The organism is Pseudomonas sp. GW821-FHT05D12 (assembly GCF_059419825.1).
Window position 1 is genome coordinate 96,039 of sequence record NZ_JBWKSN010000009.1, and the last position, 24,288, is coordinate 120,326.

The 24,288-nt window shown below is 62.6% G+C and carries 25 protein-coding genes; all 25 read right to left on the reverse strand.

Annotated elements, in window-relative coordinates; genetic code table 11:
• Window positions 1-147 precede the first annotated feature (147 nt).
• The 25 genes from fliA to AC07SI_RS18175 all read right to left on the reverse strand — a co-directional run bounded on the left by fliA (window position 148) and on the right by AC07SI_RS18175 (window position 24,254).
• A complete protein-coding gene (gene fliA / locus AC07SI_RS18055) occupies window positions 148-888 on the reverse strand; it encodes an RNA polymerase sigma factor FliA (RefSeq protein ID WP_065909829.1) in 741 nt (246 codons plus the stop codon).
• Window positions 885-1,718: a flagellar synthesis regulator FleN gene (gene fleN / locus AC07SI_RS18060; RefSeq protein ID WP_003192912.1), complete on the reverse strand. Its 834-nt coding sequence runs from the start codon at window positions 1,716-1,718 to the stop codon at window positions 885-887. Before fleN ends, fliA begins: the two co-directional genes overlap by 4 nt.
• A gap of 106 nt (window positions 1,719-1,824) precedes the next feature.
• The gene (gene flhF, locus AC07SI_RS18065; RefSeq protein ID WP_065909827.1) at window positions 1,825-3,141 is read right to left on the reverse strand and encodes a flagellar biosynthesis GTPase FlhF; all 1,317 of its coding nucleotides are present in this window, start codon (window positions 3,139-3,141) and stop codon (window positions 1,825-1,827) included.
• Window positions 3,142-3,153: 12 nt separating this feature from the next.
• On the reverse strand, window positions 3,154-5,268 hold the full coding sequence (flhA, locus tag AC07SI_RS18070; protein ID WP_216864328.1) for a flagellar biosynthesis protein FlhA: 2,115 nt from the start codon (window positions 5,266-5,268) through the stop codon (window positions 3,154-3,156).
• Window positions 5,269-5,539: 271 nt separating this feature from the next.
• Complete coding sequence (locus tag AC07SI_RS18075; protein WP_495006218.1) at window positions 5,540-5,728, reverse strand: S1 domain-containing protein; 189 nt, start codon at window positions 5,726-5,728, stop codon at window positions 5,540-5,542.
• A 435-nt stretch (window positions 5,729-6,163) separates the two neighbouring features.
• Window positions 6,164-7,300, reverse strand: a complete 1,137-nt coding sequence (flhB, locus tag AC07SI_RS18080) for a flagellar biosynthesis protein FlhB (protein ID WP_065909824.1) — start codon at window positions 7,298-7,300, stop codon at window positions 6,164-6,166.
• A 3-nt stretch (window positions 7,301-7,303) separates the two neighbouring features.
• Window positions 7,304-8,089 carry a flagellar biosynthetic protein FliR gene (fliR, locus tag AC07SI_RS18085; protein ID WP_065909822.1) on the reverse strand — a complete coding sequence of 262 codons (786 nt, stop codon included), beginning with the start codon at window positions 8,087-8,089 and terminating at the stop codon, window positions 7,304-7,306.
• A gap of 4 nt (window positions 8,090-8,093) precedes the next feature.
• Entirely contained in the window at window positions 8,094-8,363 is a 270-nt protein-coding gene (gene fliQ, locus AC07SI_RS18090; protein ID WP_003214552.1) for a flagellar biosynthesis protein FliQ, read from the reverse strand.
• Window positions 8,364-8,367: 4 nt separating this feature from the next.
• Window positions 8,368-9,111, reverse strand: a complete 744-nt coding sequence (gene fliP / locus AC07SI_RS18095; RefSeq protein ID WP_016976565.1) for a flagellar type III secretion system pore protein FliP — start codon at window positions 9,109-9,111, stop codon at window positions 8,368-8,370.
• Complete coding sequence (fliO, locus tag AC07SI_RS18100; RefSeq protein WP_065909820.1) at window positions 9,111-9,551, reverse strand: flagellar biosynthetic protein FliO; 441 nt, start codon at window positions 9,549-9,551, stop codon at window positions 9,111-9,113. The genes fliP and fliO overlap by 1 nt, the downstream gene beginning before the upstream one ends.
• A 1-nt stretch (window position 9,552) precedes the next feature.
• Window positions 9,553-10,020 (reverse strand): flagellar motor switch protein FliN, encoded by a 468-nt coding sequence (gene fliN, locus AC07SI_RS18105; RefSeq protein WP_003214557.1) that lies wholly within the window; start codon window positions 10,018-10,020, stop codon window positions 9,553-9,555.
• Between the two features lie 39 nt (window positions 10,021-10,059).
• Window positions 10,060-11,028: a flagellar motor switch protein FliM gene (gene fliM / locus AC07SI_RS18110; protein WP_065909818.1), complete on the reverse strand. Its 969-nt coding sequence runs from the start codon at window positions 11,026-11,028 to the stop codon at window positions 10,060-10,062.
• Between the two features lie 9 nt (window positions 11,029-11,037).
• Complete coding sequence (fliL, locus tag AC07SI_RS18115) at window positions 11,038-11,538, reverse strand: flagellar basal body-associated protein FliL (protein WP_065909816.1); 501 nt, start codon at window positions 11,536-11,538, stop codon at window positions 11,038-11,040.
• A 223-nt stretch (window positions 11,539-11,761) separates the two neighbouring features.
• Window positions 11,762-13,102 carry a flagellar hook-length control protein FliK gene (locus tag AC07SI_RS18120; protein WP_065909814.1) on the reverse strand — a complete coding sequence of 447 codons (1,341 nt, stop codon included), beginning with the start codon at window positions 13,100-13,102 and terminating at the stop codon, window positions 11,762-11,764.
• Between the two features lie 146 nt (window positions 13,103-13,248).
• Window positions 13,249-13,593, reverse strand: coding sequence for an Hpt domain-containing protein (locus tag AC07SI_RS18125; RefSeq protein ID WP_065909810.1), 345 nt, complete (start codon window positions 13,591-13,593; stop codon window positions 13,249-13,251).
• Between the two features lie 30 nt (window positions 13,594-13,623).
• Window positions 13,624-15,342, reverse strand: a complete 1,719-nt coding sequence (locus tag AC07SI_RS18130) for an ATP-binding SpoIIE family protein phosphatase (protein ID WP_065909809.1) — start codon at window positions 15,340-15,342, stop codon at window positions 13,624-13,626.
• Entirely contained in the window at window positions 15,339-15,644 is a 306-nt protein-coding gene (locus tag AC07SI_RS18135) for an STAS domain-containing protein (RefSeq protein WP_106803036.1), read from the reverse strand. Before AC07SI_RS18135 ends, AC07SI_RS18130 begins: the two co-directional genes overlap by 4 nt.
• A gap of 170 nt (window positions 15,645-15,814) precedes the next feature.
• Window positions 15,815-16,264, reverse strand: coding sequence for a flagellar export protein FliJ (gene fliJ / locus AC07SI_RS18140; protein WP_065909807.1), 450 nt, complete (start codon window positions 16,262-16,264; stop codon window positions 15,815-15,817).
• Between the two features lie 3 nt (window positions 16,265-16,267).
• Complete coding sequence (fliI, locus tag AC07SI_RS18145) at window positions 16,268-17,626, reverse strand: flagellar protein export ATPase FliI (RefSeq protein WP_065909805.1); 1,359 nt, start codon at window positions 17,624-17,626, stop codon at window positions 16,268-16,270.
• On the reverse strand, window positions 17,616-18,380 hold the full coding sequence (gene fliH, locus AC07SI_RS18150; protein ID WP_065909803.1) for a flagellar assembly protein FliH: 765 nt from the start codon (window positions 18,378-18,380) through the stop codon (window positions 17,616-17,618). The genes fliI and fliH overlap by 11 nt, the downstream gene beginning before the upstream one ends.
• 10 nt (window positions 18,381-18,390) lie before the next feature.
• A complete protein-coding gene (fliG, locus tag AC07SI_RS18155) occupies window positions 18,391-19,410 on the reverse strand; it encodes a flagellar motor switch protein FliG (RefSeq protein ID WP_010208743.1) in 1,020 nt (339 codons plus the stop codon).
• Window positions 19,403-21,181 (reverse strand): flagellar basal-body MS-ring/collar protein FliF, encoded by a 1,779-nt coding sequence (fliF, locus tag AC07SI_RS18160; RefSeq protein ID WP_065909802.1) that lies wholly within the window; start codon window positions 21,179-21,181, stop codon window positions 19,403-19,405. Before fliF ends, fliG begins: the two co-directional genes overlap by 8 nt.
• 16 nt (window positions 21,182-21,197) lie before the next feature.
• On the reverse strand, window positions 21,198-21,527 hold the full coding sequence (gene fliE / locus AC07SI_RS18165) for a flagellar hook-basal body complex protein FliE (protein WP_065909800.1): 330 nt from the start codon (window positions 21,525-21,527) through the stop codon (window positions 21,198-21,200).
• A gap of 132 nt (window positions 21,528-21,659) precedes the next feature.
• Window positions 21,660-23,036 (reverse strand): sigma-54-dependent transcriptional regulator, encoded by a 1,377-nt coding sequence (locus AC07SI_RS18170; RefSeq protein ID WP_495006219.1) that lies wholly within the window; start codon window positions 23,034-23,036, stop codon window positions 21,660-21,662.
• 6 nt (window positions 23,037-23,042) lie between these two features.
• Entirely contained in the window at window positions 23,043-24,254 is a 1,212-nt protein-coding gene (locus AC07SI_RS18175; RefSeq protein WP_106805615.1) for a sensor histidine kinase, read from the reverse strand.
• Window positions 24,255-24,288: the final 34 nt, after the last annotated feature.

A 24,288-nucleotide genomic window follows, 5' to 3' on the forward strand; every position in this document is an offset into this window, starting at 1 on the left:
AGCAGTCTTAAACGCGCCCAGCACCTGGACGCGCCATTTCAATCAACAGGCATTACACAAAAAGGACTGCCGGGGGCACCACGGGCCGATCCCGCGAGGGTCAATCACCCTCGCGGTGTGGTTTGCAGTGCTCCCCAACACTGCCTGTCAGCGCGCTCGCCACTCTCCCAAACGCCCCCGCAAGCGGGCTGCGCACTGGCTGTGCAACTGGCTGACCCGCGATTCGCTGACTCCCAGGACCTCACCGATTTCCTTGAGGTTCAGCTCTTCGTCGTAGTACAGCGCCAACACCAGTCGCTCACGCTCCGGCAAATTGGCAATCGCGTCCGCCAGCGCACCCTGGAAGCGTTCATCCTCCAGGTCGCGCGACGGCTCCAGATGAGCACTCGCGCCGTCCTCGTGCAGCCCTTCGTGTTCGCCGTCCTGCAACAGGTCGTCGAAACTGAACAGGCGGCTGCCCAAGGTATCGTTCAAAATCCCGTAGTAATCGTCGAGACTCAATTGGAGTTCGGCCGCAACTTCGTGATCTTTAGCGTCGCGACCGGTTTTTGCTTCAATTGCGCGAATTGCGTCACTGACCATGCGCGTATTGCGATGCACCGAACGCGGCGCCCAGTCACCTTTACGCACTTCATCGAGCATCGCGCCACGGATGCGGATACCCGCATAGGTCTCGAAACTCGCGCCCTTGCTCGCGTCGTATTTGGTCGACACTTCGAGCAGGCCGATCATGCCCGCCTGGATCAGGTCTTCGACCTGGACGCTGGCGGGCAGGCGTGCCAGCAAGTGATAAGCGATGCGCTTGACCAGCGGCGCATAGCGCTCGATCAATTCACCCTGGCTGTCACGTGCCGATTTCTTGTAAAGGTTGTAGCCGCTGGATGTCATAGCACCGGTCCTGCGCTCGTCTGATGCACCAATCGCTCGACGAAAAACTCCAGATGCCCCCGAGGGTTGGCAGGCAACGGCCAGGTATCGACCTTCTGGGCAATAGCCTTGAACGCCAAGGCGCATTTGGAACGAGGGAACGCTTCGTAGACTGCACGCTGCTTTTGCACAGCCTTGCGTACACACTCGTCGTAGGGAACTGCGCCGACGTATTGTAAGGCGACATCGAGGAAGCGATCCGTGACCTTGGTCAACTTGGCGAACAGATTGCGCCCTTCCTGTGGACTCTGGGCCATGTTGGCCAGCACGCGGAAGCGGTTCATGCCGTAGTCACGGTTAAGCAGTTTGATCAGGGCATAGGCGTCGGTGATCGAGGTGGGTTCATCGCAGACCACCAACAGGACTTCCTGCGCAGCGCGCACGAAGCTGACCACGGACTCGCCGATCCCGGCGGCGGTGTCGATCACCAGCACGTCGAGGTTGTCGCCGATATCGCTGAACGCCTGGATCAGGCCGGCATGCTGCGCCGGGCTCAGGTGCACCATGCTCTGGGTGCCGGAGGCGGCCGGCACGATGCGGATACCGCCAGGGCCCTGCAGCAGCACGTCGCGCAGCTCGCAGCGCCCTTCGATCACATCGGCAAGCGTGTGTTTGGGCGTCAGCCCCAGCAGAACGTCGACGTTCGCCAGCCCCAGGTCAGCATCCAGCAGCATGACGCGACGGCCAAGCTCTGCCAGGGCCAGGGACAAATTCACTGACACGTTAGTTTTCCCGACGCCACCTTTGCCGCCGGTCACCGCGATCACCTGTACGGGATGCATGCTGCCCATTTTATTTCTTTACCTTGTCTTGCTTAGACGCAGGCTACATGGCTTGGCCGCGTGAATCGCTTGCAGACCATCGATGTAGGTACATTTCACGGTGTTCATCCTGCCCTCAACCCACCCGCTTTGCCGGGCTGTGATAGAGGTCGGCGAACATATCGGCCATCGCTTCCTCGCTAGGCTCTTCTTGCATTTGCACGCTGACTGCACGGCTGACCAACTGATGACGGCGCGGCAGATGCAGATCATCCGGAATCCGCGGGCCGTCGGTCAGGTAGGCGACCGGCAACTCATGACTGATGGCCAGGCTCAACACCTCGCCCAGGCTCGCGGTTTCGTCGAGCTTGGTGAGGATGCAGCCGGCCAGGCCGCAGCGTTTGTAGCTATGGTACGCAGCGGTAAGAACCTGTTTCTGGCTGGTGGTTGCAAGCACCAGGTAATTTTTCGACTTGATGCCGCGCCCGGCCAGGCTTTCCAGCTGCATGCGCAACGCCGGGTCGCTGGCTTGCAGGCCGGCGGTATCGATCAACACCACGCGCTTGCGCAGCAGCGGGTCGAGGGCGTTGGCCAGGGATTGGCCCGGGTCGACATGGGTCACCGACACATTGAGGATCCGACCCAAGGTCTTGAGCTGCTCCTGGGCACCGATACGGTAGCTGTCCATGCTCACCAGCGCGATATTCTGCGCGCCGTACTTGAGCACGTAACGGGCGGCCAGCTTGGCCAGGGTGGTGGTCTTGCCCATGCCGGCAGGGCCGACCATGGCGATCACACCGCCCTCTTCCAGCGGCTCGATTTCCGGCGTGACGATCATCCGCGCCAAGTGGGCCAGCAACATGCGCCAGGCCTGGCGAGGCTCTTCGATTTCAGTGGTCAGGGCCAGCAGGTCGCGCGACAACGGGCCGGACAGGCCGATGCGTTGCAGGCGACGCCACAGGTTGGCCTGTTGCGGCTTGCTGCCTTGCAGCTGGTTCCAGGCGAGGGAGCCAAGCTGCACTTCCAGCAGCTCGCGCAGGCCATTGAGTTCAAAGCGCATCGAGTCGAACACGCGCTGGTCGACTGCGGCGGCCGGGGCCGGCGCTGCAGGACGCGGGGGTTCAACGAAGGTCGGCTCGACCAGCGGCTCGGCAGCGGTCAGCGGCAGGCCGGCGAACAACTGGCGGTTGGTGGTGGCGTCGCTGTCGCCACGCATGCTCAGTTCGGCCTGGGCCGAGACAATGCGCGAGGCCGTCTTGCGCAGCTCGTCTTCGAGTTCCATGTTCGGGACGCGCGGGGCCAGGGCCTGGGGAGTGTAATCCAGGGCAGCCGTCAGCTCGACACCGCCGGCAATACGACGGTTACCGATAATCGCGGCGTCGGCGCCCAGCTCATCACGAACCAGTTTCATGGCCTGACGCATATCGGCGGCGAAAAAACGCTTAACTTGCATAACCCACTACCCTCAGCCGTTGGGCCCTACTGTCGCGACGATAGTCACTTGCTTGTTGTCAGGAATTTCCTGATAAGCCAAAACGTGCAAATTCGGTACTGCCAGGCGCCCAAACCGCGACAACATCGCCCGGACGGGGCCGGCCACCAGCAGGATCACCGGTTGGCCCTGCATTTCCTGACGCTGCGCGGCGTCGATCAACGAACGCTGCAGCTTCTCAGCCATGCTTGGCTCCAGCAGAACGCCCTCTTCCTGGCCTTGTCCTGCCTTCTGAATACTATTGAGCAATATTTGTTCCAACCTTGGTTCCAAGGTGATCACAGGCAGCTCAGAGTCAAGCCCTACAATGCTTTGGACGATTGCGCGCGACAATCCGACGCGCACTGCAGCCACCAGGGCGGCAGTATCTTGACTCTTGGCGGCATTGTTGGCGATAGCCTCGGCAATGCTGCGGATATCGCGTACCGGCACCTGCTCGGCCAGCAGCGCCTGCAGGACCTTGAGCAGTTGCGACAGCGACAGCACGCCCGGCACCAGTTCCTCGGCGAGTTTTGGCGAGGCTTTGCCGAGCAAACCCATCAATTGCTGGACTTCTTCGTGGCCGATCAGCTCATGGGAGTGCTTGTACAGAATCTGGTTGAGGTGGGTGGCGACCACGGTACTGGCGTCCACCACGGTGTAGCCCAGGGACTGCGCCTGGCTGCGCTGGCTGATTTCGATCCACACCGCGTCCAGGCCAAAAGCCGGATCTTTGGCGGTAATGCCGTTGAGACTGCCGAATACCTGCCCCGGGTTGATCGCCAGTTCGCGATCCGGGTAGATCTCGGCTTCGGCCAGGATCACCCCCATCAGGGTCAGGCGGTAGGCGCTGGGGGCCAGGTCGAGGTTGTCGCGGATATGCACGGTGGGCATCAGGAAGCCCAGGTCCTGCGAGAGCTTCTTGCGCACCCCCTTGATCCGCGCGAGCAATTGGCCACCCTGGTTGCGGTCGACCAGCGGGATCAGGCGGTAGCCGACTTCCAGGCCGATCATGTCGATCGGGGTCACGTCGTCCCAGCCCAACTCCTTGGTTTCCTGGGCCCGGGCCGGCGACGGCAGCAGTTCCTGCTGGCGCGCGATTTCCTGCTGGGCCTGGACCTTGACCGCATTCTGCTTCTTCCAGAACAGGTAGGCACCGCCGGCCGCCATGGCCGCCATGCTCAGGAACGACACGTGGGGCATGCCCGGCACGATGCCCATGATCGCCATGATGCCCGCCGCCACGGCCAGGGCCTTGGGCGAGGCGAACATCTGGCGACTGATCTGCTTGCCCATGTCTTCGGAGCCCGAAGCACGGGTGACCATGATCGCGGCAGCTGTGGATAACAACAGTGATGGCAATTGCGCCACTAAACCGTCACCAATGGTCAGCAAGGCGTACACCTTGCCGGCATCGCCGAAAGTCATGCCGTGCTGGAAAATCCCGACCGCCATGCCGCCGATCAGGTTGATGAACAGAATCAGCAGGCCGGCGATGGCGTCACCGCGCACGAATTTGCTGGCACCGTCCATGGAACCGTAGAACTCGGCTTCCTGGGCCACTTCCAGACGGCGCGACTTGGCCTGGTTCTGGTCAATGAGGCCGGCGTTGAGGTCGGCGTCGATAGCCATCTGTTTGCCGGGCATGGCGTCGAGGGTAAAGCGCGCGCTCACCTCGGAAATCCGCCCGGCGCCCTTGGTCACCACCACGAAGTTGATGATCATCAGGATCGCGAAGACCACGATACCCACCACGTAGTTGCCGCCGATCACCACCTCACCGAAGGCCTGGATCACCTTACCGGCGGCGGCGTGGCCGTCCTGGCCGTGGAGCATCACCACGCGCGTCGACGCCACGTTGAGCGCCAGGCGCAACAGGGTCGCCACCAGCAGGATGGTCGGGAATACCGCAAAATCCAGCGGTCGCAGGGCGTATACGCAGACCAGCAGCACCACCACGGACAGGGCAATGTTGAAGGTGAAGAACACATCCAGCAGGAACGGCGGCATCGGCAACATCATCATTGCCAGCATCACCAGCAACAACAACGGCACACCCAGATTGCCCCGCGAGAGGTCAGTCAGGGTCGTACGGGCCGTGCCGAGCATTTGAGAGCGATCCACCACCGGTATTCCTCGTTTCCTTGAAGCAAACTTTTGACGCCGGGAGGCGTCCTGGAGGCGGTATTGCAAGAAGCCTTCCAACTTTGGTTTCAGGGCGACGATCGTCGAGGGGAACGCGTTTCAAATGCAGGAGCTTGCCTGCGGTGGCGGTGTGTCGGTCACCTGAAGCGCCAGGCTGAACTCAGTCATCGCAGGCAAGTCAGCTCCCACATTATTGGTCGATGGACACACCGCCAACAGCCAGGCATGCATGCCGCTAGATAAGTTTGATATGGAACGCATACACCCCTTGAGGGCAATGGATCCTCACGAACTGCACGCGCAAGCCTTTCTTGAGCCAGATGCCGGCTGAGCCGGTGCGATCCACATGCACCGGCTCGTCATCGCCATCCAGCGCAATCAGGCCTTTTCCGGTTTTTCGGCTGTAGGATTTGATCGTTCCCATCACCGCTTCCATCACTACGCCCTCTGCATCGCTGGATGACCTGTGCACAGTAGGGAGCCATGGAAGCGCGAGAGGACGGCGCTGGCTACTGTCAAAGTTGACAGGTAGACGAGGGTTGCCGACGAGTGGTAGCGGTCGAAGCGGGCAGGCTTGTTGTAGCGAACGCATTCACTGTGGTGAGCGGGCTTGCCCCGCGTTGGGCTGCGAAGCAGTCCTGAAACCTGGCGACTCGGTCTGACTGTTGGACCGAGGTGGCTGGATTGGGAGCGCTTCGCACTCCAACGCGGGGCAAGCCCGCTCGCCACAAGAAGCCCGCGACCCACAACAAGCCTTATCACCACAAAAAGCCCGCTACCCACAACAAGCCTTATCACCACAAAAAGCCCGCTACCCACAACAAGCCCGCGCCCCACAAAGCGCGCATCAGCCGAGCAGTCAGGAATCGCGGCGCAGCTCCGGCGGAATGGGCAGGTCCTTGAGCGGATCGGGCCGCTTGCCCTTGCCCGCGCGGTACTGGCGAATCTGATAGACATACGCCAACACCTGGGCCACGGCCAGGTACAGCCCGGCGGGGATTTCCTGGTCGAGGTCGGTGGAGTAGAAGATCGATCGCGCCAGCTCCGGCGACTCCAGCAGCAGGATGTCGTTGGCCACGGCGATTTCGCGGATTTTAAGCGCGGTGAAGTCGCTGCCCTTGGCCAGCAGCATCGGCGCGCCGCCCTTCTCCGGGTCGTACTTGAGGGCCACGGCGTAGTGCGTCGGGTTGGTGATGACCACATCGGCGTCGGGCACCGAGGCCATCATCTTGCGCTGCGACATTTCCCGCTGCAGCTGGCGAATGCGCTGCTTGACCTCGGGGCGACCCTCTTGGTCCTTGTGTTCGTCGCGCACTTCCTGCTTGGTCATCAGCAGTTTCTTGTGGCTTTCCCACAGCTGGATCGGCGCATCCACCGCCGCGATGATGATCAACCCGGCCGCCATCCACAGCGCACTCCAGCCGACCACCTGCACACTGTGGATGATCGCCGACTCCAGCGGTTCGTGGGCGATGCGCAGCAAATCGTCGATATCCGACGACAACACCGTCAAGGCCACGAACAGAATCAGGATGAACTTGGCCAACGCCTTGAGCAGCTCCACCAGCGCCTTGGCGGAAAACATGCGCTTGAGCCCGGCCGCCGGGTTCATCCGGCTGAACTTGGGCGCCATGCTGCCGGCGGCGAACAACCAGCCGCCGAGGGCGACCGGGCCGATCAAGGCGGCCAGTAGCAAAGTGATCAGAATCGGCTGCACCGCCAGGATCGCGATTTTGCCCGAGTGCAGCAGGTATTGACCCATCGAATCGGGATTGAGCAGCACCTCGCGCGGCAAGGTGAAGTTGTGCTTCATCAACTCCAGCAAGTCCAACGCCAGCCCGCCGCCGTAAATCAGCAGGCCGCCCGCGCCGGCCATCATGGTCGCAACGGTATTCAGCTCTTTGGAGCGCGCAATCTCGCCCTTTTCCCTGGAGTCCTTTTTGCGTTTCTCCGTGGGGTCTTCTGTTTTGTCCTGACCACTCTCGCTCTCGGCCATGGCTCAGCGCGCCCGTGCCAGATCACGTAAGAACTGCAGGGCGTCGGTCGCCAGCGGTTGATACTGATTGAGAATGTCAGCCAGGCCGACCCAGAAAATCCCCATGCCCAACACCAGGGTCAACGGGAAGCCGATCGAGAAGATGTTCAGTTGCGGCGCCGCGCGGGTCATCACGCCGAACGCGATGTTGACCACCAGCAACGCGGTGATTGCCGGCAGCACCAGCAACAGCGAGGCGCCCAGCACCCAACCGAGGCGCCCGACCACTTCCCAGAAATGATTGACCACCAGGCCCGAACCCACCGGCAAGGTGGTGAAGCTTTCGGTCAGCACCTCGAACACCACCAGGTGGCCGTTCATGGCCAGGAACAGCAACGTCACCAGCATGGTCAGGAACTGCCCGATCACCGCCGCCGACACGCCGTTGGTGGGGTCGACCATGGACGCGAAGCCCATGCCCATCTGGATCGAGATGATTTGCCCGGCAATCACGAATGCCTGGAAGAACAGCTGCAGGGAGAAGCCCAGCAACGCGCCGATCAGGATCTGCTCGGCGATCAGCATCAGCGCGCTGAGGTCCAGCGCATTGACCGGCGGCATGGCCGGCAAGCCCGGCGTGATCACCACGGTAATCGCCACCGCAAAGTACAGGCGCACGCGGCGCGGGACCAGGGTGGTGCCGAACACCGGCATGCTCATCAGCACCGCCGTCACGCGAAACAGCGGCAGGATGAAGGAGGCCACCCAGGTGCTGATCTGGGTGTCGGTCAATGCCAGCAAAGACTGCATCGGGTCAGCCGATCAACTGCGGAATACTGCCGTACAACTGCAGGATGTATTCCATGAAGGTCTGCACCAGCCAGGGGCCGGCAACGATCAGGGTGATCAGCATCACCAGCAAGCGCGGGAGGAAGCTCAAGGTCTGTTCGTTGATCTGGGTCGCGGCCTGGAACATCGCCACCAGCAGGCCGACCAACAGGCTCGGCACCACCAGCACGGCGACCATCATGGTGGTCAGCCACAGCGCTTCACGGAACAGGTCGACGGCAACTTCTGGGGTCATGGCCCTACACTCCGCCGAAACTGCCGGCCAGGGTGCCGATAATCAGCGCCCAGCCGTCCACCAGCACAAACAGCATGATCTTGAACGGCAACGAGATGATCAGCGGCGACAGCATCATCATCCCCATGGCCATCAGCACGCTCGCCACCACCAGGTCGATGATCAGGAACGGGATAAAGATCATGAAGCCGATCTGGAACGCGGTCTTCAACTCCGACGTGACAAACGCCGGGACCAGAATGGTCAGCGGCGCCTGGTCCGGGGTGGCGATGTCAGTGCGCTTGGACAGGCGCATGAACAGCTCGAGGTCGCTGGAGCGGGTCTGCGACAGCATGAAGTCCTTGATCGGACCCTGGGCCTTGTCGATCGCGTCCTGGGCGGTCATTTTTTCCGCCAGGTAAGGCTGCAGGGCTTGCTGGTTCACCTTGTCGAACACCGGCGCCATGATGAACAGCGTCAGAAACAAGGCCATGCCGGTGAGGATCTGGTTCGACGGCGTCTGCTGCAGTCCCAGGGCCTGGCGCAGGATCGAGAACACAATGATGATCCGCGTGAAGCTGGTCATCAGCATCACGAACGCCGGGATAAAGCTCAGCGCGGTCATGATCAGCAGGATCTGCAGACTGACCGAATACTCCTGGGCCCCCGCCGCGTTGGTGCCCAGCGTAATCGCCGGGATCGACAACGGGTCGGCGCCGAACGCCAGTGGCGCGGCCAGCAACAGCATGAGCGTCAACAAAACGCGCATTACTTCTTATCCTTCTGATCCTTGCCCAGCAACTCCATCAGGCGCTGGGCGAATTCCGGTGTGGTGGCCTGGGTCTGGGCCACGTCCACCGGCGTCTTGAGCACATGCAACGGGGTGATGCGGCCGGGGGTGAGGCCCAGCAGGATCTGTTCCCCACCGACCTGCACCAGCACCAGCCGATCACGCGGGCCGAGGGCGCGCGAGCCGATCATTTCGATCACCTGGGCGTTGCCCGGCCCGACGTTCTGCACGCGGCGCATCAGCCAGGCCAGCACGAAGATCAGCCCGACCACCAGCAACAACCCCAATACCAACTGGGTCAACTGGCCGCCGATGCCGCTGCTCACCACTGGCGCCGCAGCCGCCGCTTGCGCGACCGGCTCAGCCGCCAGGGCGCTCAATGGCAGCGCCGACAACAGTCCCGCCATCGAATACTTCATCTCAGCGCAACTTCTTGATGCGTTCGCTCGGGCTGATCACGTCGGTCAGGCGGATGCCGAACTTCTCGTTGACCACCACCACTTCGCCGTGGGCGATCAGCGTGCCGTTGACCAGCACGTCCAGGGGCTCACCGGCCAGGCGGTCGAGCTCGATTACCGAGCCCTGGTTGAGCTGCAGCAGGTTGCGGATGTTGATTTCGGTGCTGCCGACTTCCATCGAGATCGAGACCGGGATGTCGAGGATCACATCCAGGTTCGGGCCATCGAGGGTCACCGGGTCGTTGTTCTTCGGCACGCTGCCGAATTCTTCCATCGGCAGGCGATTGCCGACCGGTGCGGTGGCCGCGTCGGCCGCCAGCAGTGCGTCGATATCGTCCTGGCCAACATCGCCGGTTTCTTCCAGGGCAGCTGCCCATTCGTCAGCCAGGGCCTGGTCTTCGGCGGAAGTGTTTTCGTGTTCGGTAGCCATTACATGTCCTCGGCGGAGCAAACATTCATAAATTAGGGATCAGCGACGGTTGATCGGCTCAACCACTTGCAAAGCCAGGTTGCCCTTGTGGGACCCCAGCTTGACCTTGAACGACGGCACGCCATTGGCGCGCATGATCATTTCTTCCGGCAATTCGACCGGGATCACGTCCCCCGGCTGCATGTGCAAAATATCTCGCAGACGCAACTGGCGACGGGCCACGGTGGCGCTCAGGGGCACGTCGACGTCGAGCAGGTCTTCGCGCAGGGCCTTGACCCAGCGTTCGTCCTGGTCGTCGAGGTCGGACTGGAAGCCCGCATCGAGCATCTCGCGCACCGGCTCGATCATCGAGTACGGCATGGTCACGTGCAGGTCGCCGCCACCGCCATCGAGTTCGATGTGGAAGGTCGACACCACGATGGCCTCACTGGGGCCGACGATGTTGGCCATGGCCGGGTTCACTTCCGAGTTGATGTACTCGAAATTGACTTCCATGATCGCCTGCCAGGCTTCCTTCAAGTCGATGAAGGCTTGCTCCAGCACCATGCGCACCACCCGCAGTTCGGTCGGGGTGAATTCACGGCCTTCGATCTTGGCGTGACGGCCGTCGCCGCCGAAGAAGTTGTCCACCAGCTTGAACACCAGCTTGGCGTCGAGGATGAACAGCGCGGTGCCGCGCAGCGGCTTGATCTTGACCAGGTTGAGGCTGGTGGGCACGTACAGCGAGTGCACGTATTCACCGAACTTCATCACCTGCACGCCGCCCACCGCCACGTCCGCCGAGCGGCGCAGCATGTTGAACATGCTGATACGGGTGTAGCGGGCAAAACGCTCGTTGATCATTTCCAGGGTCGGCATGCGTCCACGGACGATGCGATCCTGGCTTGTGAGGTCATAACTTTTGACGCTGCCGGGTTCGGCAGCCATTTCGGTCTGTACCAGACCATCGTCCACGCCATGCAGCAGCGCGTCGATTTCATCCTGGGACAGCAGGTCTTGCACGGCCATGTCGTGATCCTACTGCAATACGAAGTTAGTGAAGAGCGCCTGTTCGACCACCACTTTGCCGAGCTCTTTCTGGGCCACTTCCTGCACGCTGGCAGTGACCTTCTGGCGCAGCATTTCCTGGCCCACCGGGGTGGCCAGGGTGTCGAAGCTCTGTCCGGAGAACAGCATCACCAGGTTGTTGCGGATCACCGGCATATGCACCTTGAGGGCATCCAGGTCCGCCTGGTTACGCGCCAGCAAGGTGATGCTCACCTGCAGGTAGCGTTGACGCCCGTTCTGGTTGAAGTTGGCGACAAAGGCCGGGAGCATCGGCTCGAAGATTGCCGGTTGCTTGACGTTACTGGCGGTTTCGGCGGCGGGTGCCGGTTTGCTTGCACTGCTGTGCATGATGTACCAGGTGCCACCCACCGAGGCGCCGATGGCCAGGAGCAGGCCCAGGACTATCAACAGGATAAGCTTGAGCTTTCCTTTGCCTGCGGGTGCTTTTGCTGCGTCGTCGCTCTTCGCCATGCCAATAATCCGTCACTATTCGGGGATTCATAGATCTACGGAAAGGCAAGAGCAAGTGTTATGCCAGAGTTGTCTGGTAATTCAGGAAGAGAGAACACTGCAAATCAAATGTGGGAGCGGGCTTGCTCGCGAAAGCAGTGTGTCAGTCAGCACACATGCAAACTGACACACCGCCTTCGCGAGCAAGCCCGCTCCCACATTTTGGCCTGTGCCAGGCTCAGGATCAGGCGTAGTAGTCGACGGCGCTGGAGCCGATCACGGTAGACGTCACCGGCGCGACGGCCTCAGCCACATCGCCGTGACTGGCATTGTCGCCGTTGTCGCCGCCGCGCCCACCCGTGCCACTCACGCCACGGGTCTGGGCCTGCTGTTGCTGCTGCTCCTGGCCACGGGACTGGTCGGACACGTTGACGTCGACCTGGCCCATGCCTTGCTGGGCGAACATCTCCCGCAGGCGGCCGGACTGGCTTTCCAGCGCTTCACGCACCACCGGGTGGGCGCTCATGAAGTTGACCTGGGCCTGCTGGTCGGCCGTCATGTTGACCTTGATGTCCAGGCGGCCGAGTTCGGCCGGCTGCAACTGGATCTCTGCCGACTTGAGGTTGGCGCTGGAGAGGTACATCACGCGGTTGACGATTTCGTCGGTCCAGCCGCTCTGGTGCATGGCCAGCGGCGCATTGGTCGTGGGCGGCAGCGCATTGGCGGTTTTCGGCGTGGCGGCCTGGGTCAGCGCGGCAAGGCGATTGGCGAAGTCATCGACGCGCGTGTCGCTGCTGGCTTCCTTGAGGTCCTTGAGGCCGCCTTCGATCAAACCGCTGAAGGCCTTCTCGCCGCCGGAGTCAGTGCTGTCCTTGGTGGCTTGCTGGTCGACCATATTGGCCAGGCCGGCGGCAAAGTTCTGCGCGGCCGTCGGCTGGTCCTGGGTCGGCGCCGGGGCGGTTTTTGCCGGTGCCTGGCTGCTGGCCGACACATGCCCGCCCTGCTCCATCGCCAGGCGCACGGCCGGCATCGCATCCAGTGGATCGGCCTCGGGGTCAAACGCCGGCTTGGCTTCCTCGGTGGCCGCGATCGGCGCCGCAACCACCGGCTGGGCACTGTCGTCCTGGGCGGCAGCCGCCGGTGCCGGGGTTTGCACCGGTACCGGCACAACCACCGGCGTGACCGTGGCAATCAACGCCGGATCGACCACCGGGTCGGTCGGGGGCTGCTGCACCAGGGTCGGATCGACCGGCGCGTCGTCATCGGTGCTGGCACTGTCATCGGACTTGGCCGGCGGCGTGGCAGGCAAGGTATTGCCGCTATCGGCAACCGCTGGCGTGCTGGCGGCAGGCTTGTCGCTGCTGGCGACAGGCTTGGCAGAGTTGTCGGAAGGCTTGTCCCGTGTGGGCTTGGCCGAGTTGTCGTCGGCCTTGATCGCGGGCTTGGCGCCTTGGTTGGCGAACACCTGTGCGAAGCCAGGGCCCTTGTCCCGTGGGTCCGCATCCACAACCGGCTGCGGGGCGGCGGACGCTTGAGGCTTGGCCGCGGGGGCAGCCTGAAGGAGCGAATTCGGGGCGACTGGCATAGGTAAAGGTCTCCACTGCATGGGGATCGGGGATGCAGTATCGGGAGATAGAGCAAGAGTCGGGCCAGGTTTTACTTGGGCTTGGTTTTGTTGCGTACCTATCCGTTATTCAGGTAACGGCTGATATGGATACGTACACCCCCCAACTACACGCCAAACCGCTGCCGCTCGGACTCATACAACGGCTTCACCAACGCAAACTCATGATCAATCTGATCCACCAGCGCCCCCAGGTCCGCCGAGGACTCAACCGACTCGACCTCCAGCCGCTGGCACAACTGCGCCAGGCGCACCGCGCCGAGGTTGCCGCTGCTGCCCTTGAAGCTATGAGCGATGCGCCCCAGCGCCTTGGCGTCGTCGCGGGCCTTGCGCAGGGCTTCGACGCGCTTTTGGGAATCATCGAGAAAGGTATCGAGCAGCTTGGGGTACTCGCCTTCCATGACTTCCTGCAAACCCGACAACACGTCTGGGTCCAGATGAATATCAACCACTTGCTCGCTCCTTGATCAAGAATCGGCGGATTATGCCAGAGCCCCCCAGCAAAACTCCACGCAGACACTGCGCCCGCCATCGGACCAGCGTACATCGCTGCTCAACTGGCGCACCAGGCTCAGCCCGCGGCCGGACAGACGGTCGATATCCAACGGCCGGGCCAGCACCTGTTCGACGTCGAACCCCGGCCCGCTGTCTTCCAGGCGCAAGGTCATCTTGCCGCCCGCTTCGGTGGGCACCACCTGCACGTGCACGCGTACATAACCGCTGTTCAGCTGCGCCAGGCGATCGTTGCGCTGGCGGTAATACTCGGTAAACCCCTGGGCATCGCGCTTGAGCCGCGAGTCCAGGCCCAGCACGCCGTGCTCCAGCGCATTGGAATACAGCTCGGCCATCACGCTGTAGAGCGCCCCGCTCTGCTCACGCAGGCCGTGGATCTCCAGCAACAGCTGCAGCAGGTAGGGCAACGGGTTGTAGCGCTTGAGGGTTTCGGCGCGAAACTCGAAACTCACCGACCAATCCAGCGGGCACGACTGGCCGCTGTCGGCATACAACGGCCCGGTCGCGCGCAACGACTGGCCGGGCTGCAGGGTGATTTCCACCATGCTCACGTCATCCCGCGCCTCGCCGCGAAAGGCCGCCAGCGCCTGTTCAATGTCTTCGAACAGCCGATCCGGCTCGCGATTGGCGGCGAACACCTGCTGCAAACGCTCGGCGCCAAACAATTGATCATTCGCGTCAGCGGTGTCCAGCACGCCATCGGACAGCAGGAACACGCGGTCGCCCAAGGCCATGGGCCAGACTTCGGTGCGATCATCAAAAGCGTCGGCCGAAAGCACGCCCAACGGCAAATGCCGCGACTGCAGCGGCGTGCGCTGGCCACTGGCGACTTCATGCACATAGCCATCGGGCATGCCGCCGTTCCATACCTCCACCACGCGGCGCTGCGTGCTCAGGCACAACAGGGTGGCACAGCAGAACATGTCCACCGGCAGGATGCGCTTGAGCTTGGCGTTCATCTCGCGCAGGGTCTGCGCCAGGCCGTAGCCCTTGGCGGTCATGCCGTAGAACACTTCCGCCAGCGGCATCGCGCCCACCGCTGCCGGCAGGCCGTGGCCGGTGAAATCGCCGAGCAGCACGTGCATGTCGCCGGACGGCGTGTAGGCCGCCAGCAGCAGGTCACCGTTGAACAACGCATAGGGCGATTGCAGGTAGCGAATGTTCGGCGCGGCATTGATGCAGCCGGAATGGGCGACCTTGTCGAACACGGCCTTGGCGACCCGCTGCTCATGCAATAGATAGTCGTGGTGCCTGGCGATCAGGTCGCGCTGCTGCAACACGGTGGCCTGCAACCGGCGCAGGCGGTCCATGGCGTTGATCTTCGCGGCCAGGATCAGTTGGTTGTAGGGCTTGGGCAGGAAGTCGTCACCGCCGGCATCCAGGCATTGGGCCAGCGCTTCGCTTTCGCGCAGGGAGGTGAGGAAGATAATCGGCACCAGCGCCTCGCCGGCCAGTTGCTTGATGCGGCGGGCCGCCTCAAAGCCGTCCATCACCGGCATCAGCGCGTCCATCAGCACCAACTGCGGACGCTCGCGGGCGAACACCTCAACCGCTTGCGCGCCGTTGGTGGCGGTCAGCACCTGATGGCCCTGACGCCGGATGATCGTCGACAGCAACAACAGGTCGGCGGCGCTGTCTTCGGCGATCAATATGCTCAGCGCTTCAGGAACCGGGGCCAGGACGCTCAAGTGAGGTCGAACAATTTGTCGAAGTTGGAAATGGCGAGGATCTTGCGCACGTCAGAATTACTGTTGATCACCTGGACCTCGGCGTTATCGCCACCGGCATGGTCACGCAGCAGCAGGAGCATGCCCAGGGCCGAGCTGTCCATATAAGTGGTGTGTTTCAAGTCCACCACATAGATCTCGGGCACTTTGTAAAACCGCTCGTAGGCATCACGAAAGGCTTGGTGGCTACCGAAATCGAACCGCCCCTTGATGGTAATCGTCAATTTCGTCCCATCCAGGGATACTTCTGACTCGACTGACATACGACTGCTTCCTTGTCATTGGCAATGTGCAACAAGGTTTAGCAGGCGAAGCGGATCTGAGCAACACAGCGAATCAAATGCGCGAGCGGATTTGCTCGCGAAAGCAGCCTGCCAGCACCACAGATGCAAACTGACATACCGCCTTCGCGAGCAAGCCCGCTGTCACATTTTTAGAATTGGGATTGACGCGGCAGACGCTGGGACAGTTCGTCGAGCAGCTTCTGCTCACGTTTGTCTTCGATGGCCCGCGCCTCGTCGATGTAGCGCTGCACCAGTTTGCGCAGGCCTTCGACCCGCGCAAACGCCGCTTGCCAGCTCTCGCGGGCTTTATCGAGATTGTTCTGGTGCCAGGCCAGGCTCTGGCGCTGTTGGCCGACGGCGGTTTCCAACTGGTTGAGAAAGCCCTGGTAGCCCATCAGCCACTGGCCGGAAACGCCCTTGCTGCCGCGTTCGATCCATTGCTGCTGGTACTCGCTGCGAAAGCGCTCGAGGTCGCCCAGCTTGCTTTCCGCCAGGCGCACCTGGCCTTGGAAATACCCCAGGCGCTGCACGGCGGTTTTCTCGGCCTTTTCGGCCATGTCCACCACCGGGGCCAGACGTGAGGAACGCGTGCTGGCCATGGCTTAGCCGCCTGGCGCCGGGGCGAAGATCGAGCCCAGGTGCGCTTCGCTTTCACCCATGCTGATCTTGTCGTTGAGGCCCTGGCGCAGGTAGGTCACCAACTGCGGTTGCAGGGCGATCGCCAGGTCGGTCTCGCGATCACCACCGGCCACATAGGCGCCGACACTGATCAGGTCGCGGCTCTGCTGGTAGCGCGACCACAACTGTTTGAAATGCTGCGCGCGCGCCATGTGCTCCGGAGTGACCACGGCAGGCATCACCCGGCTGATCGACGCCTCGATGTCGATGGCCGGATAGTGCCCCTCTTCCGCCAGGCGCCGCGACAGTACGATGTGGCCGTCGAGTACACCCCGCGCCGAGTCGGCAATCGGGTCCTGCTGGTCATCACCTTCGGACAACACGGTGTAGAACGCGGTGATCGAACCCCCACCGGCTTCGGCATTACCGGCGCGCTCCACCAACTTGGGCAGCTTGGCAAACACCGACGGCGGATAGCCCTTGGTGGCCGGCGGCTCGCCGATGGCCAGGGCGATTTCCCGCTGGGCCTGGGCAAAACGCGTGAGCGAGTCCATCAGCAACAGGACGTTCTTGCCCTTGTCGCGAAAATATTCGGCGATGCGCGTGCAATACATGGCGGCGCGCAAACGCATCAGCGGTGCATCGTCGGCTGGGGACGCGACCACTACCGAACGCTTGAGGCCTTCTTCACCGAGGCTGTGCTCGATGAACTCCTTGACCTCACGACCCCGCTCGCCGATCAGCCCCACCACAATGATGTCGGCCTCGGTAAAGCGGGTCATCATGCCGAGCAGCACCGACTTACCCACGCCGGTACCGGCGAACAGGCCCAGACGCTGGCCGCGACCGACCGTCAATAATCCGTTGATGCTGCGAATGCCCACGTCCAGCGGCACGCTGATCGGGTTGCGGTTCAGCGGGTTGATGGTCGGGCCGTCCATCGGCACCCAGTCTTCGGCCTTCATCCCGCCCTTGCCGTCCAGCGCGCGACCGGCGCCGTCGAGCACGCGGCCGAGCATGCTCATGCCCATGGGCAGGCGACCGGTATCAGCCAACGGCACCACACGGGCACCGGGGGCGATGCCGGCCAGGCTGCCGACGGGCATCAGGAAAATCTTGCTGCCGGAAAAGCCCATCACTTCGGCTTCGACCTGCACCGGGTGGTAGCTGTCGTCGTTGATCACCAGGCAGCGGCTGCCCATGGCCGCGCGCAGGCCCTCGGCCTCCAGGGTCAGGCCGACCATGCGCAACAGGCGCCCTTCGAGGATGGGTTGGCCAGCCAATTCGGTGGCTTCGGCATAGCCACCCAGGCGTTTGGCGAAGCTGGTGCGATCAAGGCGCATCAGGGGCGTCCAGGTCCACACTCAGGTCAGGCTCGGCCGGGTGCAGGGCTTGTTCGTGGAGTTGGTCGAACAGCTTGGCCATGATCTGGCTGATACGGGTTTCCACCGTCGCATCGATGCGGCTGTGCTCGGTCTCGACGCGGCAACCCCCTGGCTGCAGGGAGGCGTCCTCGACGATGCGCCAGGTTTCTTCATGGCGCTCGCGCAGGGCCTTGACCTGTTCGAAATCCTGCGGGTTGATGTACAGCCGCACATTGCCGACGCCCAGCGGCAGCAACTTGAGCGCTTCGCGCATCACGCTTTCGATGTGGCTGGAATCGAGCACCAGCTCACGCTGGATCACCTGGCGGGCGATATGCTCCACCAGGCCGACCATGGCTTTCTCGATCTGCGAATCCTGCTCGGCGATGGGGTCGAACAAGCCGCCCATCAAGCGCTCCAGGCTGGCCAGCTTGACGGCGAGCGCCGCCTCGGCCTCCTGACGCACCTTGAGGGTGGTGCTGCGAAAACCGTCTTTTTCACCGGCGGAAAACCCTTCGTTGTAGGCCTCCTGGCGGATGCTCTCCAACTCTTCCAGGGTCAGTGGCTGGACTTCTTCCAGCGGCACTTCTTCCATTTCCGCAGGCGGCTCTTCCACCGGTTCCGGCTCGGGCTCCGGCACATGCGGATCGAAGCTGGGCAACGACCAGATGTCGAACCCGCCGACATCCCGCGCGCGAATCAGATCGCTGGGAGCCCCATCTTTGTTCGACATGAGTGGCGCCTTAAATCATTTCTTCGCCGCCCTTCCCGCCGAGAACGATTTCTCCGGCTTCGGCCATACGGCGGGCAATGGTGAGGATCTCTTTCTGCGCAGTTTCCACGTCGCTGACGCGCACCGGGCCCTTGGCCTCGAGGTCGTCGCGCAGCAGCTCGGAAGCACGCTTGGACATGTTCTTGAAGATCTTCTCCTTGACGTTCTCGTCGGAGCCCTTGAGCGCCAGCACCAGCACGTCGGAGGACACCTCGCGCAGCAGCGCCTGGATGCCACGGTCGTCGACATCGGAGAGGTTGTTGAACACGAACATGAGGTCTTCGATCTGGCCGGACAGGGTGTCGTCGATCTCGCGGATCGAGTCCATCAACTGGCCTTCGACCGAGCTGTCGAGGAAGTTCATGATGTCGGCCGCGCGCTTGATACCGCCCAGGGTGGTCCGCGAGGCATTCGAGTTGCCCGAGAACTGCTTCTCGAGAATCGTGTTGAGTTCTTTCAGGGCCGCCGGCTGCACGGTGTTCAGCGACGACACGCGCAGGATGATGTCCAGGCGCACCTTATGGTCGAAGTGGCCAAGCACTTCACCGGCCTGGTCCGGGTCGAGGTACGCCACGACGATCGCCTGGATCTGCGGGTGCTCATAGCGGATCACGTCGGCGACGGCGCGCGGCTCCATCCATTTGAGGCTGTCGAGGCCGCTGGTGTTGCCACCCAGCAGGATGCGGTCGATCAGGCCGTTGGCCTTGTCTTCGCCCAGGGCCGAGGTGAGCATCTTGCGGATGTAGCTGTCGGAGCCGACGCCCAGGCTGGTCTGGTCGCCGACGATCTCGACGAACTCACTCATCACCTGCTCGACCTGCTCACGGTGCACATTGCGCATCTGCGCCATGGCCACGCCAACCCGCTGGACTTCTTTAGGGCCCATGTGGCGCAGCACTTGGGCGGCGTCGGTTTCACCCAGCGACAGCAGCAATACAGCGGCTTTGTCGACTTTGGTGAGCTTGGCAACAGCGGCTCGATTATCACTCATCTGCGTTGATCCACTCTTTCACGACCTGGGCCACACGGCCCGGGTCTTCTGCCACCAGACTCTTGATTGCATTCAGCTGAGCGTCATAGCCTTCGCTCGGGCTTGGCAACAGGATGCTTTGCGGGCCGCCGAGGCTGACGCGGTCGTTGGCCAGTTCGCCATCCAGGCCGCCCATGCCACCCAACTCGACGTCGCTGCCACCGAAGGCCGCGAGTTGTTTCTTGCCGTTGCCGGTGATGTTGTTGAGCACCGGGCGCAGCACGCCGAACACCAGCACCAGGATGAACAACACACCCAGCACTTGCTTGACGATGTCCCAGAACCACGGCTGCGTGTAGAACGCCGGGTCGGCGATCACTTCGCCACGCTCGGCGGAGAACGGCATGTTGATCACGCTGACGCTGTCGCCACGGCTGGCGTCAAAACCGACGGCGTCCTGCACCAGGCGAGTGAAGCGCGCCAATTCGTCGGCGCTCCAGGGCGCACGGGTGACCGCGCCGTCAGCCGGGTTGACCTTGACCTGGTCATCGACCACCACCGACACCGACAGGCGATTGACACGGCCCTGCTGCTGCTTGGTGTGGCTGATGGAGCGGTCGAGTTCGAAGTTCTTGGTGGACTGGTTACGCTTGTCCGCCGGGTACGGGGCGAGCATCGGCTGGCCGGTGGCCGGGTCCATGATCTGCTGGCCGTTGGCGTCCAGCAGCGGCTGCCCAGGCTGCACTGCGCCGGCAGTCGCGGCCGCGCCACCGGTAGTTTGCGGCGCGGTGGCCGGTGCCGGTGGCTGGTTGCTCAGGGCACCCGGCACACCTTGCGGGCCATTGCTCGCGGTGCGTTGTTCGCTGGTCGACTGCTCGCTGCGCAAGGCCGGCTGGTCGGGATTGAACTGCTCGGAGGTCGACTCGACGGCGCTGAAGTCCACATCGGCAGATACTTCAGCCTTGTAGCGGTCGTTGCCCAGCACCGGTTGCAGGATGTTATGCACACGCTGGGTGAGCATGCTTTCCATGCGGCGGCTGTAGTCGAACTGCTTGCCGGCCTGGGTCAGCGCGGAGTTTTCAGCCTGGTCGGACAGCAGGTTGCCCTTCTGGTCGACCACGGTGATTTGCGACTTGCTCAATTCGGGAACGCTGGTGGCCACCAGGTTGATGATTGCCAGGACCTGGCCAGGCTCCAGGGAGCGGCCGGAAAACAGTTCGACCAGTACCGAGGCGCTTGGCTTGCGCTCATCGCGCACAAACACCGAGCTTTTCGGAATAGCCAAGTGCACGCGGGCGCCCTTGACGTTGTTGAGGCTGGAGATGGTGCGGGCGAGTTCGCCTTCGAGGCCACGACGATAGCGAGTGGCTTCCATGAACTGGCTGGTCCCCAGGCCCTGGTCCTTGTCGAGGATTTCAAAACCGATGTTGCTGTCGGACGGGGTCACGCCAGCCGCCGCGAGTTTCATCCGCGCCCGGGCCACGTCGTCGGCCTTGACCAACAGGGCGCCGGAGTTGGGCTCCACAGTGTAGGAAATGTCGGCAGCCGATAGGGTTTCCATGATCTGCTTGGAATCCATGCCCGCCAGGCTGCCGTACAGCGGCCGGTAATCGGGTTGCTGCGACCACAAGACCACGGCAAAACCAATCGCCACGCTGGCAGCCAGGCCGACCATCAGGCCCACCTGACGCAACATGGTCATTTCCGAGAGGTTTTCCAGGAACGACAGGCCAAACAGCGGCGGCTTGCCGTCTGCCTTGGCGGGTACGTTGTCCACGACTGCTTCTGCCATGACTTAAATCTCGTCCTTAAACCGGCATCTGCATGATGTCTTGGTAGGCTTGAACCAGCTTGTTACGCACTTGGGTCAGGGCCTGGAACGAGACGCTGGCCTTTTGCGAGGCGACCATCACATCGGTGAGGTCCACGCCGCTTTTGCCGATCTCGAACGCATTGGCCAACTGGTTGGAGGCTTGCTGGGTATCACTGACTTTGTTGATGGCTTTGCCGAGCATGTCGGCGAAGCTGCTTTGGCCCAATTCCGGCGCTGGCGCGACGGATTTCGGTTGAGCCATGGCATCCATTTGCATGGAGCGCATATCCAACATCAACCGATTGAACTCAATACCCTGGCTCATGACCTTCTCTCTCCCGACAACCCGCAAATTTTTGACACTACGCAGCAATTACTAGGGGAGGTAGCAACAAGGGTGCCAGCTCTGTAGCAACTCGTAAGAAAAGGCGACAAAGCTTGTCCGCCTTGTTACCGATCAGGTGGCGAAAAGATAAGCCTCGACATCCATCCCGGCATCGCGCATCTGTGCCAGCTTGTAGCGCAGCGTGCGTGGGCTGATCCCCAGGCGTTCGGCGGCTTCCTTGCGGCGGCCGCGCTCGGCGCGCAGGGTGTCGATGATCATCTGGAATTCGCGGCGACGCAGGTCGTCGCCCAGGGCCCCGGCGGTCTCGGTTTCGGCGACCACCGGCACCGGCGCCAGGGTCGGGAGCGGCGCCGCGCCACCGCCCATGGCCAGGCAGAAATCCTGGGGTTGGATCAAGCCGCCCTGCTGCAAAATCAGCGCGCGCTGGATAGCGTTGTCCAATTCGCGCACGTTGCCCGGCCATGGATAGCCGATCAGGCACGCCTGGGCCTCGGCCGAGAGCCGCGCCTGGGCATGCTTCATTTTTTTGACGTGGTTGTTCAGCAGGCGCTCGGCCAGTGGAATGATATCCGCCGGGCGTTCGCGCAACGGGCGCCAGGCCAGCGGAAACACCGAGAGGCGGTAGAACAGATCCTCACGAAAGCGCCCCGCTGCCACTTCACCGGCAAGGTCTCGGTTGGTGGTGGCTACCACGCGAATATCCAGCTGGATCGGCTTGCGCGCCCCCACACGTTCCACTTCACGCTCCTGCAGCACCCGCAGCAGCTTGGCCTGCAGGCCCAGGGGCATCTCCGAAATCTCATCGAGCAAGATGGTGCCGCCGTCCGCCTGTTCGAACTTGCCCGCCTGGGCCGCGATGGCGCCGGTAAAGGAGCCCTTTTCGTGGCCGAACAGCGTGGCTTCGAGCATGTTGTCGGGGATCGCTGCACAGTTGATGGCGATGAACGGTTGTTTGGCGCGAGTCGATTGCTGGTGGATATAGCGCGCCAGCACCTCTTTACCGGTACCGGACTCGCCGGAAATCAACACGGTCGAATCACTGCGCGCCACGCGGGCCGCCAGTTCCAGCAACTGCGCGCTGGCCGGTTCGAAGGCAATCGGGCCCTCGCTGTCACTGGCCGTGATCACGCCCAGGGCATGCCGCGCCACCAGTTCGATCAGGGCCTTGGGCTCGAAAGGCTTGACCAGGTAATCCGCCGCGCCCTGGCGCATTGCATCCACCGCGCGCTCAACGGCGCCATGGGCGGTCATCAGCAACACCGGCAGTTGCGGCTGGCGCGCACGCAGCAGGCCGAGCAACTGGTGGCCGTCCATGCCGGGCATGTTCACGTCGCTGACCACCAGGCTGAAGGTTTCCTGCTCGACCGCCTCCAAGGCGTCCTCGGCAGAACCGACCGCCCGGTAGTCATGGCCCGCCAGCAACAGCGTGTCAGCCAATGCTTCACGCAGGGCGCGATCGTCTTCCACCAACAGAACCTTGATAGCCATTACTTTTTACTCCGCGCCTGCCGCGCATGAAAACAGCGGCAAGGTCATCAATGCACAGGTGCCACGCCCGACTCGGGAGTGCAGTTGCAATTCTCCCTGATGGGCACGTGCCACCGCCTTGACCACGGTCAGGCCGAGGCCGGTACCGTTGGTCTTGGTGGTAAAAAACGGCTCGCCCAGGCGCTGCAATACGACCGGGTCGATACCGCTGCCGCTGTCGCTGATGCACAGGCGCAGGGTTTGCTCGCGGCTGTACAGGTGCACCTTGAGGCGCGCGCCGGGGCCACTGGCCTGGGTGGCATTTTCGATCAGGTTGAGCAGCGAGCCGACCAGGGTGTCGCGGTTGCACAGCAGCTCACCGAGATGGCTGTCGCACTGCCAGCGCACCTGGACGTCTTGAATATGCGTGGCGGCTGCAGCCTGCAGGGCCTGCATCAGCGCGGCCGGAGTGATGCGGTCAGTCAGCGGCAATTCGCCACGGGCAAACACCAGCATGTCGCGCACCTGGTGCTCCAACTCGTGCAAGCGCTCCTTGAGGCGCCCGGCAAATCGCTGGTGGGTGGCAGCGGGCAATTGCTCATCAGTCAAATGACTGGCGTAGATCAACGCCGCCGACAGGGGCGTGCGGATCTGATGCGCCAAAGAAGCGACCATCCGCCCCAGCGACGACAAACGCTCGTGGCGCGCCAGCTGGTCTTGCAGGTGACGGGTTTCAGTCAGGTCGTTGAGCAGCACCAGCTGGCCCGGCTCCGCATCCAGGGAACGGGTGGCGATGGACAAGCGGCGCCCGTCCTTCAGGGAGATTTCGTGGCCGTCGTCTTCGCGCGGCGCAAAGCAGCGCGTGATGACATGGCGCCACAACTCACCTTCCAGCGGCAGGCCGAGCATGTCGCAGGCGGCCGGGTTGGCTTCGCGCACTCGGCCCTGATCGTCAATCACGATCACGCCGCCCGGCAACAGTGACAGCAGGTTTTGCAGACGGTTGGCCAGGCGCTCTTTCTCGGCCAGCTCTTCCATGCGCTGGGCACTGACCACCGCCAGCTCGCCTTTAAGCTCGGAGACCCGGGCTTCCAGCAGGCTGTAGGAGTCAGTCAATTGGCTCGACATCTGGTTGAACAGCGAAAAAGCCTGCTCCAGGCCATTACGGCTGAGTTCTTCTACAGACGGGGCAGGCCCCTGCAGGACAGGGACCGAAGATAGTTGGGCGGCGTGGGGCATCATGCTCTCTCGCTTGGCTGACCGTCAGTTAAAC

What these genes read in the sequence shown, in the direction of transcription:
- AC07SI_RS18170 (WP_495006219.1), bottom strand. Translation starts at nt 23,036, where the DNA reads ATGGCTATCAAGGTTCTGTTGGTGGAAGACGATCGCGCCCTGCGTGAA.
- fliA (WP_065909829.1), bottom strand. Translation starts at nt 888, where the DNA reads ATGACATCCAGCGGCTACAACCTTTACAAGAAATCGGCACGTGACAGC.
- fliO (WP_065909820.1), bottom strand. Translation starts at nt 9,551, where the DNA reads ATGAAGTATTCGATGGCGGGACTGTTGTCGGCGCTGCCATTGAGCGCC.
- fliR (WP_065909822.1), bottom strand. Translation starts at nt 8,089, where the DNA reads ATGCAGTCTTTGCTGGCATTGACCGACACCCAGATCAGCACCTGGGTG.
- fliM (WP_065909818.1), bottom strand. Translation starts at nt 11,028, where the DNA reads ATGGCCGTGCAAGACCTGCTGTCCCAGGATGAAATCGACGCGCTGCTG.
- AC07SI_RS18120 (WP_065909814.1), bottom strand. Translation starts at nt 13,102, where the DNA reads ATGCCAGTCGCCCCGAATTCGCTCCTTCAGGCTGCCCCCGCGGCCAAG.
- fleN (WP_003192912.1), bottom strand. Translation starts at nt 1,718, where the DNA reads ATGGGCAGCATGCATCCCGTACAGGTGATCGCGGTGACCGGCGGCAAA.
- fliE (WP_065909800.1), bottom strand. Translation starts at nt 21,527, where the DNA reads ATGAGCCAGGGTATTGAGTTCAATCGGTTGATGTTGGATATGCGCTCC.
- flhB (WP_065909824.1), bottom strand. Translation starts at nt 7,300, where the DNA reads ATGGCCGAGAGCGAGAGTGGTCAGGACAAAACAGAAGACCCCACGGAG.
- fliQ (WP_003214552.1), bottom strand. Translation starts at nt 8,363, where the DNA reads ATGACCCCAGAAGTTGCCGTCGACCTGTTCCGTGAAGCGCTGTGGCTG.
- fliN (WP_003214557.1), bottom strand. Translation starts at nt 10,020, where the DNA reads ATGGCTACCGAACACGAAAACACTTCCGCCGAAGACCAGGCCCTGGCT.
- AC07SI_RS18075 (WP_495006218.1), bottom strand. Translation starts at nt 5,728, where the DNA reads ATGGGAACGATCAAATCCTACAGCCGAAAAACCGGAAAAGGCCTGATT.
- fliF (WP_065909802.1), bottom strand. Translation starts at nt 21,181, where the DNA reads ATGGCAGAAGCAGTCGTGGACAACGTACCCGCCAAGGCAGACGGCAAG.
- fliG (WP_010208743.1), bottom strand. Translation starts at nt 19,410, where the DNA reads ATGAGTGATAATCGAGCCGCTGTTGCCAAGCTCACCAAAGTCGACAAA.
- fliI (WP_065909805.1), bottom strand. Translation starts at nt 17,626, where the DNA reads ATGCGCCTTGATCGCACCAGCTTCGCCAAACGCCTGGGTGGCTATGCC.
- flhA (WP_216864328.1), bottom strand. Translation starts at nt 5,268, where the DNA reads ATGCTCGGCACGGCCCGTACGACCCTGACTGACCTCTCGCGGGGCAAT.
- fliL (WP_065909816.1), bottom strand. Translation starts at nt 11,538, where the DNA reads ATGGCGAAGAGCGACGACGCAGCAAAAGCACCCGCAGGCAAAGGAAAG.
- fliP (WP_016976565.1), bottom strand. Translation starts at nt 9,111, where the DNA reads ATGCGCGTTTTGTTGACGCTCATGCTGTTGCTGGCCGCGCCACTGGCG.
- flhF (WP_065909827.1), bottom strand. Translation starts at nt 3,141, where the DNA reads ATGCAAGTTAAGCGTTTTTTCGCCGCCGATATGCGTCAGGCCATGAAA.
- fliH (WP_065909803.1), bottom strand. Translation starts at nt 18,380, where the DNA reads ATGTCGAACAAAGATGGGGCTCCCAGCGATCTGATTCGCGCGCGGGAT.
- fliJ (WP_065909807.1), bottom strand. Translation starts at nt 16,264, where the DNA reads ATGGCCAGCACGCGTTCCTCACGTCTGGCCCCGGTGGTGGACATGGCC.
- AC07SI_RS18175 (WP_106805615.1), bottom strand. Translation starts at nt 24,254, where the DNA reads ATGCCCCACGCCGCCCAACTATCTTCGGTCCCTGTCCTGCAGGGGCCT.
- AC07SI_RS18135 (WP_106803036.1), bottom strand. Translation starts at nt 15,644, where the DNA reads ATGTCAGTCGAGTCAGAAGTATCCCTGGATGGGACGAAATTGACGATT.